The 17,046-nt window shown below is 69.2% G+C and carries 16 protein-coding genes; 11 read left to right on the top strand and 5 right to left on the bottom strand.

Going from position 1 to position 17,046, the window contains the following annotated elements; all coding sequences use genetic code 11:
• Positions 1-226: 226 nt before the first annotated feature.
• The 8 genes from WFH44_RS14320 to WFH44_RS14285 all read left to right on the top strand — a co-directional run bounded on the left by WFH44_RS14320 (position 227) and on the right by WFH44_RS14285 (position 8,239).
• Positions 227-1,216, top strand: coding sequence for an amino acid ABC transporter permease (locus WFH44_RS14320; RefSeq protein WP_336714594.1), 990 nt, complete (start codon positions 227-229; stop codon positions 1,214-1,216).
• Positions 1,213-2,055: an amino acid ABC transporter ATP-binding protein gene (locus WFH44_RS14315; protein ID WP_336714593.1), complete on the top strand. Its 843-nt coding sequence runs from the start codon at positions 1,213-1,215 to the stop codon at positions 2,053-2,055. Before WFH44_RS14320 ends, WFH44_RS14315 begins: the two co-directional genes overlap by 4 nt.
• Before the next feature lie 32 nt (positions 2,056-2,087).
• Positions 2,088-3,062, top strand: coding sequence for an ABC transporter substrate-binding protein (locus tag WFH44_RS14310; protein WP_336714592.1), 975 nt, complete (start codon positions 2,088-2,090; stop codon positions 3,060-3,062).
• Positions 3,059-4,186 (top strand): LLM class flavin-dependent oxidoreductase, encoded by a 1,128-nt coding sequence (locus WFH44_RS14305; protein WP_336714591.1) that lies wholly within the window; start codon positions 3,059-3,061, stop codon positions 4,184-4,186. Before WFH44_RS14310 ends, WFH44_RS14305 begins: the two co-directional genes overlap by 4 nt.
• Positions 4,183-5,289 carry an LLM class flavin-dependent oxidoreductase gene (locus WFH44_RS14300; RefSeq protein WP_336714590.1) on the top strand — a complete coding sequence of 369 codons (1,107 nt, stop codon included), beginning with the start codon at positions 4,183-4,185 and terminating at the stop codon, positions 5,287-5,289. The genes WFH44_RS14305 and WFH44_RS14300 overlap by 4 nt, the downstream gene beginning before the upstream one ends.
• A 24-nt stretch (positions 5,290-5,313) precedes the next feature.
• Positions 5,314-6,690 (top strand): NtaA/DmoA family FMN-dependent monooxygenase, encoded by a 1,377-nt coding sequence (locus WFH44_RS14295; RefSeq protein ID WP_336714589.1) that lies wholly within the window; start codon positions 5,314-5,316, stop codon positions 6,688-6,690.
• Positions 6,687-7,697: an ABC transporter substrate-binding protein gene (locus tag WFH44_RS14290; RefSeq protein WP_336714588.1), complete on the top strand. Its 1,011-nt coding sequence runs from the start codon at positions 6,687-6,689 to the stop codon at positions 7,695-7,697. Before WFH44_RS14295 ends, WFH44_RS14290 begins: the two co-directional genes overlap by 4 nt.
• A 92-nt stretch (positions 7,698-7,789) precedes the next feature.
• On the top strand, positions 7,790-8,239 hold the full coding sequence (locus WFH44_RS14285) for a DUF4190 domain-containing protein (protein WP_336714587.1): 450 nt from the start codon (positions 7,790-7,792) through the stop codon (positions 8,237-8,239).
• An 88-nt stretch (positions 8,240-8,327) separates the two neighbouring features.
• Here WFH44_RS14285 and WFH44_RS14280 read toward each other — a convergent pair whose 3' ends face one another.
• The 4 genes from WFH44_RS14280 to WFH44_RS14265 form a co-directional block, all read right to left on the bottom strand.
• Positions 8,328-9,803: a peptide MFS transporter gene (locus WFH44_RS14280; RefSeq protein ID WP_336714586.1), complete on the bottom strand. Its 1,476-nt coding sequence runs from the start codon at positions 9,801-9,803 to the stop codon at positions 8,328-8,330.
• Between the two features lie 82 nt (positions 9,804-9,885).
• A complete protein-coding gene (locus tag WFH44_RS14275) occupies positions 9,886-11,268 on the bottom strand; it encodes an amidase (protein WP_336714585.1) in 1,383 nt (460 codons plus the stop codon).
• Between the two features lie 22 nt (positions 11,269-11,290).
• Positions 11,291-13,279, bottom strand: a complete 1,989-nt coding sequence (locus tag WFH44_RS14270) for an ABC1 kinase family protein (protein WP_336714584.1) — start codon at positions 13,277-13,279, stop codon at positions 11,291-11,293.
• A 37-nt stretch (positions 13,280-13,316) separates the two neighbouring features.
• On the bottom strand, positions 13,317-14,060 hold the full coding sequence (locus WFH44_RS14265) for a peptidase E (RefSeq protein WP_336714583.1): 744 nt from the start codon (positions 14,058-14,060) through the stop codon (positions 13,317-13,319).
• A gap of 100 nt (positions 14,061-14,160) precedes the next feature.
• On the opposite strand from WFH44_RS14265, the gene WFH44_RS14260 reads away from it, so the two are divergent.
• The 3 genes from WFH44_RS14260 to WFH44_RS14250 all read left to right on the top strand — a co-directional run bounded on the left by WFH44_RS14260 (position 14,161) and on the right by WFH44_RS14250 (position 15,842).
• Entirely contained in the window at positions 14,161-14,487 is a 327-nt protein-coding gene (locus tag WFH44_RS14260) for a rhodanese-like domain-containing protein (RefSeq protein WP_336714582.1), read from the top strand.
• Positions 14,487-15,413 carry a prephenate dehydratase gene (pheA, locus tag WFH44_RS14255; protein WP_336714581.1) on the top strand — a complete coding sequence of 309 codons (927 nt, stop codon included), beginning with the start codon at positions 14,487-14,489 and terminating at the stop codon, positions 15,411-15,413. The genes WFH44_RS14260 and pheA overlap by 1 nt, the downstream gene beginning before the upstream one ends.
• Before the next feature lie 111 nt (positions 15,414-15,524).
• Entirely contained in the window at positions 15,525-15,842 is a 318-nt protein-coding gene (locus WFH44_RS14250) for a hypothetical protein (protein WP_336714580.1), read from the top strand.
• Between the two features lie 75 nt (positions 15,843-15,917).
• Here WFH44_RS14250 and WFH44_RS14245 read toward each other — a convergent pair whose 3' ends face one another.
• Positions 15,918-17,021, bottom strand: a complete 1,104-nt coding sequence (locus WFH44_RS14245) for a diacylglycerol/lipid kinase family protein (RefSeq protein WP_336714579.1) — start codon at positions 17,019-17,021, stop codon at positions 15,918-15,920.
• Between the last annotated feature and the right edge of the window lie 25 nt (positions 17,022-17,046).

Genomic DNA, 17,046 nt, shown 5'->3' with positions numbered 1-17,046 from the left:
CGCGCGGAGGTTCACGGCGGTTCATGGCCCGACACACGGGGCAACAGAGCGTCTTTTCACGCCGTCATGCAGGGCTTTCTTGACGTGAATAAGTCCTCCATTGACACCCCGCGACGGCCCTTTTGTCCGCCGCCGCAGGCCGCCCTAGATTTCTGGCCATGGCCCGGAGCGACACCGCCCCGGGCCGACCTGGACAGACCAGCCAAGTGGAAGAGGGAGGTGCCTGATGGGTGCACCGGGGATCCAGACACCCGCGAAGGCGGATGCGCCGGCAGGGCCCGCGCCGGTGCCGGCCGCCGGCCCGCGCGACGACTACCAGGGCTACCGCGTGGTTCCGGCCCGCCACCCGGGGCGCTGGGTCGGCACCGCCGTGGTGGCCATCGGCGTGGCCGCCGTCCTCTTTTCGCTGTTCACCAACCCGCGCTGGGAGTGGGACGTCGTCGCCGAGTGGTTCACCGCCGAGTCCGTGGTCCGCGGCCTGGCCGAGACCCTGAAGCTGACCGTGATCGCCGGCAGCCTCGGCTTCGTCCTCGGGTTTGTCCTGGCGCTGATGCGGCTGTCCGCGTCCCCGCTGCTGGTCTCGGTCTCCTGGACCTTCTCCTGGATTTTCCGCTCCACGCCGCTGCTCGTGCAGCTGCTGCTCTGGTACAACCTCGGCTACCTGTACGAGAAGATCTCCCTCGGCATCCCGTTCACAGACGTGCGCTTCTTCGAGGTGCAGACCACCACCCTGATCAGCCAGTTCGCCGCCGCCGTGCTCGGGCTGACCCTGAACCAGGCCGCCTACTCGGCGGAGATCATCCGCGGCGGCATCCTCGCCGTCGACCAGGGCCAGCTGGAGGCGGCGGCGGCGCTCGGCATTCCCGCCTGGCGCCGCTCCACCCGGATCGTGCTCCCGCAGGCCATGCGCTCCATCCTGCCGACGGCCTTCAACGAGATCATTGGCCTGGTCAAAGGCACTTCGATTGTCTACGTGCTGGCCTACTCCGAGCTCTTCTATACGGTCCAGGTCATCTACAACCGCACCCAGCAGGTCCTGCCGCTGCTGCTCGTAGCCACTATCTGGTACGTCGTGATCACGTCGGTGCTGAGCATCTTCCAGTACTACATCGAGCGGCACTACTCCAAGGGCGCCCTCCGCAGCCTCCCGCCGACCCCGCTGCAGCGGGTCCGCAAGTTCTTCGCCAGCCACGCCACCACCAGGAGCGCCTCATGAGCAGCCGGACCCTCACCGGGCAGGAACCAACGACGGCGGGGCGCGCGGCTTCGGCACGCACGCGCGGTCTGGTGGAGATCAACCACGTGCACAAGAGCTTCGGAACCACGGAGGTGCTCAAGGACATCTCGCTGACCGTGCAGCCCGGCGAGGTCAGCGTAATCCTCGGGCCGTCCGGGTCCGGTAAGTCGACCCTGCTGCGCACCATCAACCATCTGGAGAAGGTGGACTCCGGACTGGTCAGCATCGACGGCGAGCTGGTCGGCTACGCGCCCCGCGGCGGCAGGCTGCACGAGCTGAAGGAGAAGGCCATCCTGAAGCAGCGCACGGAAATCGGGATGGTCTTCCAGTCCTTCAACCTCTTCCCGCACCTGACTGCCCTGCAGAACGTCATGGAAGCCCCGCTCTATGCGCAGGGCCGGGGCAAAGCCGAGGTCGAACGGCGGGCCCGCGAACTGCTGGCCCGGGTCGGCCTCGGGGACCGCGCGGACGCCTATCCCCGCCAGCTCTCCGGCGGCCAGCAGCAGCGCGTTGCCATCGCCCGTGCGCTGGCGCTGGATCCCAAGATCCTGCTCTTCGACGAGCCCACCTCGGCCCTGGACCCCGAACTGGTCGGCGAGGTGCTGGACGTGATCAGGGACCTGGCCCGCTCGGGCACCACGCTGATCGTGGTCACCCACGAAATGGGCTTCGCCCGCGACGTCGCGGACACCGTCGTCTTCATGGACGGCGGCCGGATCGTCGAATCCGGACCGCCGCGGACGATGTTCAGCCGCCCCAAGGAAGAGCGCACTCGGGCCTTCTTCTCCAAGGTCATCGAACCGGCCTTCAACCTCTGATGAATCCACCCCGCCACAGCACAAGGACTTCCATGGCCACCACCAGACTCCGCAAGCTCTACCCGCTGCCGGCCGCCGCCGCCGTCGTCCTGCTTTCCCTGGCCGGCTGCGCGGACCCGGACTCAGCCGCCGCCGAAGGCGCGGGATCCACCGCGGCCGCCGGCAACGGCGTCGTCTACAACACCAGCCCGGACCAGGACCGGATCCGCAGCCAGCAGGACGCGGGGCTCGCCGCCGAGGTGCCGGACGACATCGCCGAGGACGGAAAGCTGACCGTGGCAAGCACCGGCGGTTCCGTGCCGCTGTCCTTCCACGCCACCGATGACAAGACCGTCATCGGCACCGAGATCGACCTGGCCCAGCTAGTCGCGGACAAGCTCGGGTTGGAGCTCGACCTGCAGGTGACTTCGTGGGAGAACTGGCCGCTGAAGACCGAGTCCGGCGACTATGAAGCGGTGTTCTCCAACGTGGGGATCAACGACGAGCGGCTGCAGAAGTTCGACTTCGCCAGCTATCGGGCGGCTTACATGGGCTTCGAGGCGAAGACGTCGACCGACATCGCGGTGGACGGCGCCGAGGACATCGCAGGGAAGAAGATCGCCGTCGGCTCCGGCACCAACCAGGAAAAAATCCTGCTCGCCTGGAACGAGGAGCTCGAAAAGGATGGCAAGGAACCGGCGTCGCTCCACTACTACGGCTCCGAAGCCGACACCATCCTGGCCCTGTCCTCCGGGCGGATCGACCTGAACCTGGCACCGTACCCGAGCACGGTCTACCGCGAGAACACCCGCGATGACCTGAAGGTTGTCGGCAAGGTCAACGCCGGCTGGCCCACCGAGACACTCGTTGCCGCGACCACCAAGCGCGGCAACGGGCTCGCACCCGTCATCTCCGAGGCGGTCAACGCACTGATCGCGGACGGCAGCTACGCCCAGGTCCTCGAGCGTTGGGGACTCGAGGAAGAAGCAGTGCCGGAATCCGAGGTCTTCTCCGAGGACAGCAAATGAAGTTCCAGGTCCTCGACATCATCCCGCACTTGAAGGACCCGCTGACCGGCCGCATTGTTTCCACTGCCGAGCGGCTGGAACAGGTGGTCAGGACGGCGCAGCGGGCCGAAGAACTCGGCTTCGATTCCTTCTCCGTGGGGGAACGGCATGCCGGCGAGTTCATCTCCTCCTCTCCTGCCGCCGTGCTCGCGGCCATAGCCGCGGTCACCACCAGGATCCGGCTGCAGAGCGGCGTGACCGTCCTGTCCGTGCTGGACCCGGTACGCGTCGCCGAGGATTACGCCACGGTCGACCAGCTCAGCCGGGGCCGGCTGGAAGTCGTGATCGGCAAGGGCAACGAGGTGCTCCAGTACCCGCTCTTCGGACTCGACCTATCGGATCAGTGGGACCTGCTGGAGGAAAAGTACTGGCTGCTGCGCCGGCTCTGGCGCGAGGAGGCGGTGACCTGGCAGGGCCGGTTCCGCAGCCCGCTGACCGAGCCGACGACCACAACGCCACGCCCCTTCGCCGGTCCGCTGCGCGTGTGGCACGGCTCCGCCACGTCGCTGCGCTCGGCAGAGCTGGCCGCACACTGTGGCGATCCGCTCTTCACCGCCAACGCGATCCAGCCGCGGGAGAACTACCGGCGCCTGATCGACCACTACACGGAGAAGTATCTTGCCGCGGGCCACGACCCGGCGCAGCGGTACATCGCCTCCGGCTCCGGGGCCGGCGGGGTCTTCCTCGCGGACAGCACGGCCGCGGCGAAGCGGGACTTCGGCCCGGTCTACGAGGCCCTGACGGCCGCGCGGAACGTCCCCGGCAACAACACGCCGTTCCGCGACATCGACCACGCCGTGGCCGAGGGGCCCGCCCTGGTCGGCAGCCCGGAGGACGTGGCGGCCAAGATCCTCGACTACCACGCGGAGTACGGGCACTCCCTGCAGTCCATCTCGCTGCCCACGACCCTGCCGCTGGGACAGCAGCTGGAGATCCTCGAGCGCTTTGCGACCGAGGTCATCCCCGTGGTCCGCGCTGCGGCACCAACCACGCTGTGGGAGGCCGGGGATCCCTGGGCGGACCGCCCATCCGGCCGGCCCGCCTACGAGTTTGCCGGCGTTCCGGCGGAAGGAGCAGCACGATGAGCCAGCAGCACAGCGGGCGTGGAATCCTCGCCCTGGAGGTCGACGGCGCGGGCGCGCATCCGGCCGCCCGGCGGGCCGCCGGCCTCACCCGGGAGGATCTCCTGGCCGGAACGCGGACAGGGCAGGTGGTACTGGCCGCGGAGAGCGCAGGGTTCCACGCGGTAACGTTCGACGACGGCCGGCTGGCCCCCGTGCAGGGGCTGGTCCCGGGTGTGCGGCTGGACGCAGTGCAGCGGGCCGCCTTCGCGGCGCCGCTCACTCGAAGCATCGCGCTGGTGCCCGTGGTCGACGCCGTCTACACGGAGCCGTTCCACGTGGCCACGCAGCTGGCGAGCCTCGACTACGTCTCGCGGGGCCGGGCCGGCTGGATCGCATCGGCCTCCGGCACGGCTGCGGAAGGCGCGGCGGTGGGCCGCGGAGCTGTCTCCGGTCAAGCACTGAGCCGCGAGGCCCAGGACGTGGTGGAGGCCAGCCGGCTGCTCTGGGACAGCTGGGAAGACGACGCGGTCATCCGCGATGTCGCCTCCGGCCGCTACCTGGACTCCGGCAAGCTCCACTACGCCGAGTTCCGCGGCGGCTCCTTCTCCGTGAAGGGCCCGTCCATCATTCCGCGGCCGCCGCAGGGCCAGCTGCCGGTGCTCGCGCCGGCGGGCCTGGTGCCGCCGGGCGCGGACTCCGGCGCCGACGCCGTGCTGGTGTCCGCCCCGACGCCGGAACTGCTGCTGGCCGAGGCAGCCGAGCATGCCGCACGGGGTCCCGTCATCGCGGAACTGGAAATAGCACTGGACTCGCGCGGACGGCGGGCCGTGGAGCGCCTCGCCGAGCTGGACGCCTGGGAGCTTCCCGGGCCCCGGACGGAACTGCGCGCCCAGCTGGCCGGGACGGCGGAAGAACTCGCCGACTATCTGGCCCAGCTGCTCGCCGTCGCCCGCGGAGTAAGGCTGCACCCGGCCGTCCTCGACACGGAACTGGAGGAGCTGGGGCGGCTGGTGCTGCCGAGGCTGCGCGCTGCCGGGCTGCTGGCGCCAACAACTCCGGACAACACTTTCCGCGGGATCCTGGGCCTGGCCCGTCCTGCCAACCGCTTTGCCGCCGCCGGCTAAACCACGAACCTAAGGAGGATCAGCATGGCCAACACACCACGCCGGCTGCAGTTCGGCGTCTTCTTCCAGGGCGTGAATTCCGGAACCGTCTGGAAACTGCCCGAGTCCGGCTCGCAGACGGACTTCGAATCCTTCCGCCGGTTGGCGCAGACCGCCGAGCGCGGCCTGTTTGCCGCCTTCTTCCTCGGCGAGGGCCTGAGGCTGCGCGAGCACTTCGGGCGCCCGCACGAACTCGATGTCGCTGGCCGCCCGGACGCACAGACCATGCTCGCCGCCCTGGCCGCGGTCACCACCCGGATCGGCCTCGTCGCCACCCAGAACACCACCTACAACGACCCGGCCGACCTGGCCCACCGGCTCGCTTCACTGGACCTGCTGTCCGGCGGCCGCGCCGCCTGGAACGTGGTGACCACGGACAACGCCTGGACCGGAGAGAACTTCCGGCGGGGCGGCTACCTGGACCACGCCGACCGGTACACCCACGCCGAGGCGTTCGTCCGCACGGCAAAGGAAATCTGGCACTCCTGGGCGGCCGGCGCGGATGCGCCCGCCGGCCCCGTCCGCCACGAGGGCCGGCACTACACCGTGGATTACACCCCGCGGCTGCCACGCAGCCCGCAGCACCGCCCGGTCCTGTTCCAAGCCGGCGACTCGGCGGAGGGCCGCGATTTCGCCGCCCGCCAGGCGGACGTCATCTTCTCCGGCCATCCGGGGTTCGACGACGCCGTGGCGTTCCGGGCCGACATCACCGAACGCACCGTGCGCGCCGGCAGGCCCGCCGACGCGGTCCGGATCATGCCGGCCAGCGAGTTCATCCTCGGCGCCACCAGCGCCGAGGCGGCGGAGAAGCGGGAATGGGTCCGCTCGCTCCAGATCGGCCCGCAGCAGGCGATCGCGTATCTCGAGCAGTTCTGGGGCCGGCCGCTGGACGGCTACGACCCGGACGGCCCGCTGCCGGATATCGGCCCGGCCGTCGAAGAGACCTCCGAGACCCGCGGCAGCGGATTCCACGGAGCCAAAGCCGCCGAACTGACCGCCCAATGGCGCCGGGAGGCCGCCGAGCAGGGCCTGAGCATCCTGCAGTTCGTCCGCGCCAAGGCCGGCCGGACGGACGGCTCCTTCGTCGGCTCCTATTCCGAGGTGGCGGACCTGCTGGCCAAGTATGCCCGCGCGGGCGCGGTCGACGGCTTCAACATCTCGCCGTGGCTGATTCCCACCGGACTCGACGACATCGTCAACCACCTGGTGCCCGAACTGCAGGAACGGGGGGTCTATCCGACGGAGTACCGCGGCAGCACGCTGCGTGAAAACCTCGGCCTCGACCTCCCCGGCAGCCCCCTGCCAGCCGGCCCCGCCCGCACCCAGCCCGTCCCGCCCAGAACCGAAAGCGTCCACCCATGAACACTCCCTCCACGCCGTCCGCCCGCCGCATCCGCCGGCTCCGCCCGCTGATCGGCACCGCCCTCGTCGGAACCTCCCTGCTGGCCCTGGCCGGCTGCGCGGACCCGGACTCCGCCTCGGCGAGCCAGGAGCAGGCCGGAAGCCCCGCGGCCTCATCCTCCGCCCAGGACTTCAACCTTTCCCCGGAGCAGGACCGCTTCACCTCGGACGAGTCGGCGGAAGCCAAGGCGCTGGTTCCGAAGGAGGTCAGCGCGGACGGCAGGCTTACGGTCGCCGTCAGCCCCTTCGCCGCGCCGCTCGCCTTGTACGCCACGGACAACAAGACGCCGGTGGGCAACGAGGTGGACATCGCCTACGCCCTCGCCGATTCCCTCGGACTACAGGCGCAGATCGTTCCGGTGGCCTGGGCCGACTGGCCGCTGGGCGTCGAGTCCGGCAAGTACGAGGCCGTGCTCAGCAACGTGACCGTCACCGAGGAACGCAAGCAGAAGTTCGACTTCGCCACCTACCGCAACGACCTGCTCGGCTTCTACGCAAAATCCGATTCGGCCGTCGGCGAGATCAAGGAGGCTAAGGACGTGGCCGGCCTGCGCGTGATCGTCGGCTCCGGAACGAACCAGGAGAAGATCCTGCTCGATTGGGACGCGGAGAACAAGAAGAACGGGCTCGAGGCCGTCGAGTTCTTGTATTACGACGACGATTCGGCCTCCACGCTGGCTGTCCAGTCCGGCAGGGCGGACGTCTACTTCGGGCCCAACGCCACCGGCGCCTATAAGGCCAAGGCGGACGGCAAGACCAAGCTGGTGGGACTCGTGGACGGCGGCTGGCCCAAGAAGGCCAGCATCGCGGTGACCACCAAGAAGGGGAACGGCCTGGCCGAAGCGGCCGAGGCCGGGCTGGACCACCTGATCGACAACGGCGTCTACGCCAAGATCCTGGACCGGTGGGGGCTGGAGACGGAAGCCGTTCCGGACTCCGAGCTGAATCCTCCCGGCCTGGGATCCTGACCGCCATGCCCGGCCCGCCGCGCGGCCCTAGACTGGTAGCGGCACCCGCCGGTCTGCGGGCGCCGGAGCACGCTCATGAGGGGGCAACAAGCATGTCAGGCGCGGGCGCGGACAGGAATCCGCCGTTCAACGATCCCAAACACCCGGGCTGGTACACCGATCCTCAGGCCGGGCAACAGCAGGGCCAGCCCGCGCCCGGCGCCAGCCCCTTTTCCTACCAGCCCGGCCCGGACATGCAGCCCGCACCGCAGCACAACTCGTACGGCGGCCCGGGCTACAGCCAGCCGCCGTACTACCAGCCGGCGCCGGAGCCGAAGGGCCTGAGCATCGGCGCGCTGGTCTGCGGCATCGTCGGCGTGGTGACTTTCGGCTTCCTTCTCGTGCCGCAAATCGCCGCGATCGTGCTCGGCCACATCGCGCTCGGTCGCGAACCGGCGGGCCGCGGCATGGCGCTCGGCGGCCTCATCATGGGCTACGTGGTCGTTGGCCTCTGGACCCTGATCCTGATGATCGGCGTCCTCGGGGCCGCGGTTCAATCCTGACCTTCTGCCGGTAAAAACCACGGCGGTCCAAACGGAAGACGCGATGCTTCCGGCTTGGACCGCCGTCGTTATTTCCGGTTGCAGGGACCTAGCGGACCCCGCCCATGATCTTCTTCATCGCCGGAGCGGCGACGGCCAGGGCGGCGCCGAGGACAATGGCGGTCACGCCGATGAAGCCGAAGTACGGAGCCTCGTTGGCGGGATCGTAGTAGCCCGCGAGGATGCCGGCCAGCGTGGTTCCCAGCGAGATGGAGAGCAGGAACAGCGCCACCATCTGGGTCTTGAAGGCCGCCGGGGCCAGCTTGGTGGAGATGGAGCTGCCGGTCGGGGACAGGAACAGCTCCGCCATCGTGAACAGGAACAGGATGCCCACCATCGCCAGCAGGGGGGTGCTGTTGGCGCCGCCGCCGGCCAGCGGGATGAACGCCAGGAAGGCCAGGCCCATGATGGCCAGGCCCAGCGCGAACTTCAGCGGTGAACCGGGCTGCTTGGGGCCGAGCTTGGTCCAGATCGCGGCGAAGATGCCCGCGAAAATGATGATGAAGACAGGGTTGATCGACTGCACCCAGGTGGCCGGCATTTCCCAGCCGAACAGCGTGCGGTCCAGCTGCTTGTCCGCGTACAGCGCCACCACGGTGAACTGCTGCTGGAACAGCGCCCAGAACGCGGCGGACGCGATGAAGAGCGGGATGAAGGCGTAGACCCGGCCGCGCTCCACGGGCGTGACACGCTTGCTGGACAGGATCACCACGAAGTAGATGGCGGCGGCAATGATCGCCAGCCACGCCATGATCGGGGCGAGGTTCTCCGCGGTGACCAGGCCCAGTGCCACGGCCAGCACAATGACAACGACGACGGCAATCGCCACGGCGGCGATCCGGCCGTACTTGCTGCGCGGCAGGGGATTGGCGACGTAGTGCGACTCCTCCGGCAGGTTCTTGCGGGTCAGCGCGTACTGGCCGAGGCCGATGGCCATGCCGAGCGCGGCCAGGCCGAAGCCGTAGTGGAAGCCGAGGCTGACCTGGGCAAGGCCGGTGAGCAGCGGGCCGATCAGGCCGCCGATGTTGACGCCCATGTAGAAGATGGAGAAGCCGGCGTCGCGGCGCTCATCTTTCTCCGCGTACAGGGAGCCGACCAGCGAGGTGGCCGTGGCCTTCAGTCCGCCGGAGCCGACGGCCACCAGGACGAGGCCGACGGCGAGGCCGGCGGCGCCCGGGACCAGGGCCAGCGCGATGTGGCCGAACATGATCATGATGCCCGAGTAGAAGAGCACCTTCTCCGCACCGAGCAGCCGGTCGGAAATCCAGGCGCCGAGAATGCTGGAGAGGTACACGCCGCCGCCGTACGCGCCGACCAGTCCCGTGGCCAGGCCCTCGTCCATCCCGAGGCCGCCTTCGGCCACCGAGAAGTACATGTAGTACAGGAGAATGCCCTGCATTCCGTAGAAGGAGAAGCGCTCCCAGAGTTCCACGGAGAAGAGGTTGGCGAGCATTCGGGGGTGCCCGAAGAACGTCTTGCCTCCCGCGGTTTGTGACACGCGGGTAGACGGGGAAATTTGACTCATTCGATCAATTTTGCCACCGATGTTCATTCATTGTCATATTCTTGGTTGCCCGCGGACACCAGTGGTAGGGAGTCGTCCCTTGTCAGCGCACTGTTTCGAGCTGCGCGGCGACGGCCAGCAGCTGCGCTTCGGATCCGGTCCGGCCGATCAGCTGGATGCCCATCGAAAGTCCTGCCGGGGTGGTGAGAACGGGCACGGTGATAGCGGGCAGCCCGCATACGTTGACCATGGAGCTGTAGGGCGAGTACTGGCACTGGCGCATGTAGTCCACCTCGGCGGTCTGCTCCGTGTACCAGCCGACGGGACGCGGGGTCATGGCCAGGGTCGGCGTCAGCACTAGGTCGAACCGTGAATACTGCGCGATTGTGTCCTCCTGGAACTTCGCGAGGACGGCGAGGGCCTGGTCCAGTTCGGCCGGGCTCCGTCCCAGGGCACGACGGCGGAAGGCGCGGGTCAGCGGCATGAGCTGCGGTTCGTGGCTGGCAGGGATCCGCAGGTGCGCCAGGCTGGAGGTCCACGCCGTCGTGAAGGCCTCGGGGTAGCGGTTGTCGTAGCGGAAATCCGTGTCGAGCACGTCGTGGCCGAGTCCTGCCAGGAGGGCGGTGCCCCGGTCGAACGCGGCCTGGGCTTCCGGTTCGAGCCACAGCGGATAACGGGTGGCGAAGGGCGAGAGCGTGCTCGCCCCGATCCGGAACCGTCCCTCGGCCCGCCGGGCGGCGCCGAGGAAGTCGGGTTCCGGGCCGAACTGGGAGCGGGCCAGCGGCTCGTCCACCATCGCATCGAGGAGCAGCCCGGCGTCCTCGGCGGTGCGCGCAAGGGGTCCGGCGACCACCAGCCGCCCCGGATCGTCCCCGGAGGAGCCTGCCGGCACCCGGGCACGGCCGGGCTTGAGGCCCACCAGCCCCGTCGCGGCCGCCGGAATCCGGATGGATCCGCCTCCGTCCGAACCGGGGGCGAAGGGCAGCATGCCGGCGGCGACGGCGGCCGCGCTGCCGCCCGAGGATCCGCCGGCGCTGGTTGCCGGTGCCTGCGGATTGCGTGCCGGCGGGGCCACCCGGTTCTCGCTGTAGGAGGTCAGGCCGAACTCCGGCACCTGGGTCTTGCCCAGGCTGATCGCGCCGGCCCGCTCCAGCACCTCCACCAGGGTGTGGTTGGAGGCCGCCGGCGCATGGTCCACGGCACGGCTGCCGTGCGTGGTCTTCACGCCGGCCACGTCCGTCAGGTCCTTGAAGGCCAGCGGGAGCCCGTGCAGCCGCCGCAGCAGCCCGCCGTGCGCCTGGAACTCGTCCGCGGCCCGCGCCCGGTCCAGCGCGTTCTCCGCCGTGACGGTGATGAAGGAGCCCAGCTCGGGATTGAGGGACCCGATCCGGGCCAGGTAGTGCTCGGTGAGTTCGCGTGCGCCGACCTCGCCGCGGCGGATCGCCAGCCGCTGCTCCACGGCCGTGAGTTCGTACAGGTCAGACATCGCAATTACCTTAGCTGCTGTTTTAGCTGCTGTTTTCCGGATGACGGCGGAAGACCAGCGCCACCGCCCGCAGGGACAGGACGAAGCCGGCGAACAGCAGGGTGTACCCGAAGAACGCGTGCATCCGTACATTCTCGGTCAGCATCGGACCGGTATCGCTGGCGATCAGGATGATGGCGCCCAGCGTCGCTGCACTGGCCAGCAGGGCCACCACCACCTGCTGGACGAGGGTGTCCAGGAAGTGCCGGTCCCGGTGGTCGGCCAGCATCCGGATGTTCATCGAGAAGCGGCCCTGCTCCAGGTCCTCGGTCAGCTTGTTCAGCCGCCTGGGCATCCGCTCCAGCAGCGGCAGCAGCTGGAGGGCCCGGCTCTCGAGCTGGTCCTTCAGGTTTCCCGGCCGGAACTGGTGGGCCATCATGCGCTTGCCCTCCGCGCGCGCCGCGGCAACGACGTCGAACCCCGGGCACACCTGCCCCAGTGTCCCTTCCAGCGCCGCCAGCGCACGGAAGGCCGCGGCGATCTGCGGCGGGACAGCGAAGCCGTGCTGCACCAGCAGGTTCAGCAGCACCGTGAACATGCTGCGGCTGCCGAGTCCGCCGAAGCCCGTCCGGTACCGCGTCAGCAGCTGGCCCACGCCGCGCTCCAGCGCCCGCTCGTTGAGCTCCTCCGGCCGGTCCAGCAGCTCGATCAGCGCATCCGTGGCGGCGACGCTGTCGTCCTTCTCCACCGCGTACAGCAGCGTGCCGAGCGAATGCCGGGTCGAAGGATCCAGGCGCCCGACGGAACCGAAGTCCAGAAGCCCGATGCCGCCGCCGTCGCGCAGGAAAATGTTGCCCGGGTGCAGGTCCGCGTGGAAGACCCCGGAATCGACAATCTGGGTCAGCGTCGCCGAGAGCAGCTTCGTCGCCACCTCATGCCGGCGCTCCTCGGTCATGCCGGACAGGATGCCGCGGGCGTGCGAAATCGGCCGCCCCTCCAGCTTGTCCATCACCAGCAGCCGGCTGCCGGAGAACTCTTCGTACGCATGCGGCACGCGGACGTCCCCAACGCCGGCCTCCGCCAGCGACGCGCCGACGCTGCGCATGTTCTCCAGCTCCACGTGGTAGTTGAGCTCCTCGCGCAGCGAGGCGGCGAAGCCCTCGGCCAGGCCCTTGACGCCGATGGTGCGCGCCCACGGCGCCGAGCGGTCCAGCCAGTTCGCCATCCGCAGCACGATGTCCATGTCCCGGCGCACCTGCCGCAGGGCCAGCGGCCGCTGCACCTTCAGCACCACGACCTGACCGGAGAGCAGGCTGCCCTCGTGGACCTGGGCGACCGAGGCCGAGGCGAGCGGCTCGGGATTGACCCAGGCGAAGACCTCGTCCAGGTCGCGGCCCAGGTACGTCCGGATCGCCGGCTCGATGGCCGACCACGGCTCCGGCTCCGCGTGCGTCTGCAGCTTTGATAGCTCGCGGATGTAGGGCTCGGAGAGCAGGTCCCGGCGCGTGGACAACATCTGGCCCAGCTTCACGAAGGTCACGCCGGCCTCGTTCAGCGCCAGGCGCAGGTGGAGCGCCGTTTCTTCCTCGTTCTCGTGCCGCGAGTTGCGGTTGAGCCCGCGCAGCTGCGACCCGAGGCCGTGCCGCATCGCGATGCCGACCACCTCCGCGTAGCGCCGGGTCCGCTGCCGCCGCGCGCGCCAGCCGCGGAAGAGGCTGCTCAGCTTCGGCAGCGAGCCGGTGGGGAGGGCGACTTCCAGCCCGACGAGGATCGCGACGCCGAGGGCGAACACCCAGACCACTGCCAGGGTGAGGAACATGAGCACGACGGCGGCCGGCACCTTGACTGCCGACCCGTCCACTCCGCCGATGTTCGCGCTCGTGGCCAGGTACTGCGCCATGACGCCGAAAGAGACGATCATCAGGACGCCGACCACGATCGAGCGCGGCCAGCCCACGGGGACGCCGAGCACGCGGCGGGCGATCATGGCCAACAGCCACGCAAGCACCAGGACGATCAGCGCCGAAGCCACTACAAGAGCGCCGTTCCCCAGCCCCGCGAGGCCGCTGCTAACCCAGATAGCGGGCCTCGATCGGCTCCTCGTGGGCCACGGCCTCCGGGCCGTCGCCGGCCTTCGCCGTCACCCGGTAGGCGAGCTTTCCGGGCACCTCGGTAACCGCCTCCGCGAGGATCGTGCCCCGGTACACCAGCCCGACGCCGTCGTCCGTGCAGTGCGTTTCGCCCAAGGTGCCGTCCGCCACGAGCCGGTGGACCAGGGGCCGGCGGCGGGGCTCGGAGTCGTAGTGGACGCCGTTGTCGTAGGGCAGCAGGGCCAGTCCGTTCGTGACGGCGCGCAGCTCGGGCCCGAAGGAATCCGTGGTGCCGCCGCGGAACCAGCAGATGGAGCCCGCCGAGACGCCCGCCAGGACGACCCCGGCCTCCCAGACCCGGCGGAAGATCCCGTCCAGCCCGTGCATGCGCCACACGGCCAGCAGGTTGGCCACGGATCCTCCGTTGACCCAGACGACGTCCTGCTGCAGCAGGTGCCCCTCCATGTCTTCGACGTTGGGCATGCTGAACAGGTTCAGGTGCGAGAGGTCGAACCCCGCGACCCGGGCCGCCTCGTCCAGTTCCGCGGCGAACCAGCGCTGGTCCCCGCCGGCGGTGCCGAGGTGCGTGACGCGTGGCGCCCGGCCGGTCGAGCCGGAGAGTTCCACGGCATGGTGGACCAGGTGATTGAACTCGAGGCGGGTGCGTCCGCCGGACTTGTAGCCACCGGACGTGGCGAGGATCGTGGGGTGGTCGGCAGCCATCGGTACCTCTGTCTTCGTAAGGTGCAGGGCGTGCTCCCACTATAGGCTGGAGGCGGCGGCAGATCGTCAGCCGAATCTGTGAGTGTTACGGAGGGACCCCATGACCGAGATCGAGAACGTGGATGTGGAAAGCATCGGCGCCGACGCCAAGGTGCTCGACGTCCGCGAAGACTACGAATGGGAAGCCGGGCACATCGAAGGCGCCCTGCACATCCCGATGAACGACCTGCCCGAGCGGGTCGAGGAGCTGGATCCGGACGAGGACGTCTACGTCATCTGCCGCAGCGGCGGCCGCTCGTTCCGGGTGGTGCAGTGGCTGGTGGGGAACGGCTATTCCGCGATGAATGTCTCCGGCGGCATGGGTGCCTGGCTGGAAGCCGGGAAGCCGATGGTGGCGGACAACGGCCTGGAGCCCACGGTCAAGTAATGGGCTCGACTTACACCTACCTGGGCCCCGAGGGCACCTTCACCGAGGCGGCGCTCCTGCAGGTTGCCGGCGCCGAGGACGCGGAACGGCTCCCGGCCGGCAGCGTGGATTCGGCCCTGGAACTGGTCCGGACCGGGCGTGCCACGGCCGCCATGGTTCCCATCGAGAACTCGGTGGAAGGCGGGGTGAGCGCCACCCTCGACGCGATCGCCACCGGCGGCCAGCTGATGATCCTGGGGGAGCAGCTCGTGCCCATCCGGTTCGTCATCGGGGCCAGGCCGGGGCTGGGGCTTTCGGACATCAGGCGGGTCTCGACGCATTCGCACGCCTGGGCCCAGTGCCGGCAGTGGAGCAGCATCAATATTCCCGATGCAGAATATGTCCCGGCTTCGTCCACTGCGGCCGCCGCGGTCGGCCTGCTGGATGCCGACTGCCCCTACGATGCCGCTATCTGCGCGCCGCTCGTGGCGCAGCAGCGCGGGCTGAACGTGCTGGCCGAGGGCATCGGCGACGTCGAAGACGCGGTCACCCGCTTCATCCTGGTCGGACTTCCCGGGGCTTTGCCCGCGCCGACCGGGTCGGACAAGACGACGCTGGTCGTGCCGCTGCCCGAGGACCATCCCGGCGCGCTGATGGGCATCCTGGAGCAATTCGCCAGCCGCGGCGTCAACCTCAGCCGGATCGAATCCCGCCCCACCGGCCAGTTCCTCGGGGACTACTTCTTCAGCATCGACATCGACGGCCACCTCGCGGAGGAACGTGTGGCCGACGCCGTGCGCGGCCTGCACAGGATCAGTCCCGGCCTGCGGTTCCTCGGCTCCTTCCCCCGGGCGGACCGGCGCGGTTCTGCCGTTCCCGCACACCATGAGGACAAAGCATTCCGCGAGGCGCATGAATGGGTGGCCCGCCTCCTCGAGCCGGCCTAGACCGCCGCGGCGCCGCTCGTCGGCCCCGTTCCCGCCGCGGACTTACATCACGCACCATTGCTCAGTAGGCTGATCATTACTGACCCGAGCAACCGAACGGAAGGATGCATGATGACCGATCGCAAAGACGATGGACAGGAAGAGCATTACGACGAGCAGCTCCAGCAGACGGCCAGCGAGTCCCGCTCGGGCGATGCGGGCGACCTGGGCAACGACCTTCGGTTCGCGGAGGAGCAGGAGCTAATCAAACAGCAGAGCCACGGCGAATTCCCGGAGCCCCAGGGTGAAGGCCTGGACGACCGTCTCGAGGACGTTCCCGGGATGGACGAGGAACGTGCAGCCACCGACGTCCCCGGCGACGAACTGCGCAACACGGACGAGGCCGACGCGAGCGACGATCCGTACAACCTCGGCGGGCAGGACACCTGAGGCCCTCCGCGCCACCAACGGCGGCAGCCCCGGGCCCCTTCAGGGGCGGCCCGGGGCTGCCGCCGTTATGAGGACCTAGAATTCCTCGGCTTCGTACGGGTAGGTGGTCGCCTCGATGGCCTCGAGCGTGCCCGGATGGACCCGCACCGCCAGCGCGCCGGGCTGCACCTCCACGGTGAGCGAAGTGACGTCGCCGGAGAGGTCGCCGTCCAGTTGGGTGCCCATCGGTTCATGCGCGACGACCCTGACCTTGCGGCCGCGGTGGAATTCGAGGACCGGAATCGGCACGCTGTGCCGCAGCAGGGTCTTCGCGGCGATGCGGACCCAGCCGAACGTGTTGCGCGGGCTCATCACGACGATGTCGAGTTCGCCGTCGTCGATATTGGCTTCCGGAATGAAGTCGATGCCGGCGGGCAGCTTGCCGCAGTTGGCGAACAGAATGCTGCGGATGCTTACGGTGTGCGTTGGGCCGTCGTCGATGCTGATGCGGACCTTCTTGCGCTTGCCCGGGAGGTTGCGGACGCCCGCCTCCGAGTAGGCGAGCCAGCCGAACTTCCTCTTGAGGTCGTCCTTGGTGTCGGCGAGGACCTGCGCATCCAATCCGATGCCCGCGATCACCAGGAACGTGTCCCGGGTGCTCGTCCCGGTCCGCGTGTTCTCCAGGGCGATGGTGGCCATGTCGATGCGGCGGACCTGCCCGTGCAGTGCCGTGGCAATGTTGGCCTCCAGGTTGCCCGGGTCCATGCCGAGGTTGCGGGCGAGCAGGTTGCCGGTGCCGAGCGGAACCAGGCCGAACGGGACGTCGGTGCCGGCCAGTTCGCTGGTGACGACCCGGACGGTGCCGTCCCCGCCGCCGGCCAGGATGACGTCGGCACCCGCGTCCAGGGCGCGCCGGGTCTGTGAGTGGCCCGGGTCCTCGATGGTCGTTTCCAGGATGAGCGGCTCCGGCCACCCGGCCGCCTGGCAGGCCTCGCCCAGCCTGGCGCGTGCCTCGTCCGCTGAGTTCTTGATCGGATTGAGGATGAAGGCGACCTGCTGCGGGGCGCTGCGCCCGTCCTCCGCAGGCGCGGGAAGCACCTTGGACGAGCGCGGCGCCAGGCGGCGCGCGCCGAGCCAGCTGGCGAGAATGACCACTACCGCGATCACGACGACGAGGCCGATCATCCACTGCGTGTCCATGATGCTCCTAGGATAGCGGCCGCAA

It is taken from the genome of Arthrobacter sp. USHLN218, from assembly GCF_037144715.1.
Taxonomy (GTDB): domain Bacteria; phylum Actinomycetota; class Actinomycetes; order Actinomycetales; family Micrococcaceae; genus Crystallibacter.
The sequence above is the reverse complement of the archived record's forward strand: the minus strand, read 5'-3'. Positions and strand labels throughout refer to the sequence as shown.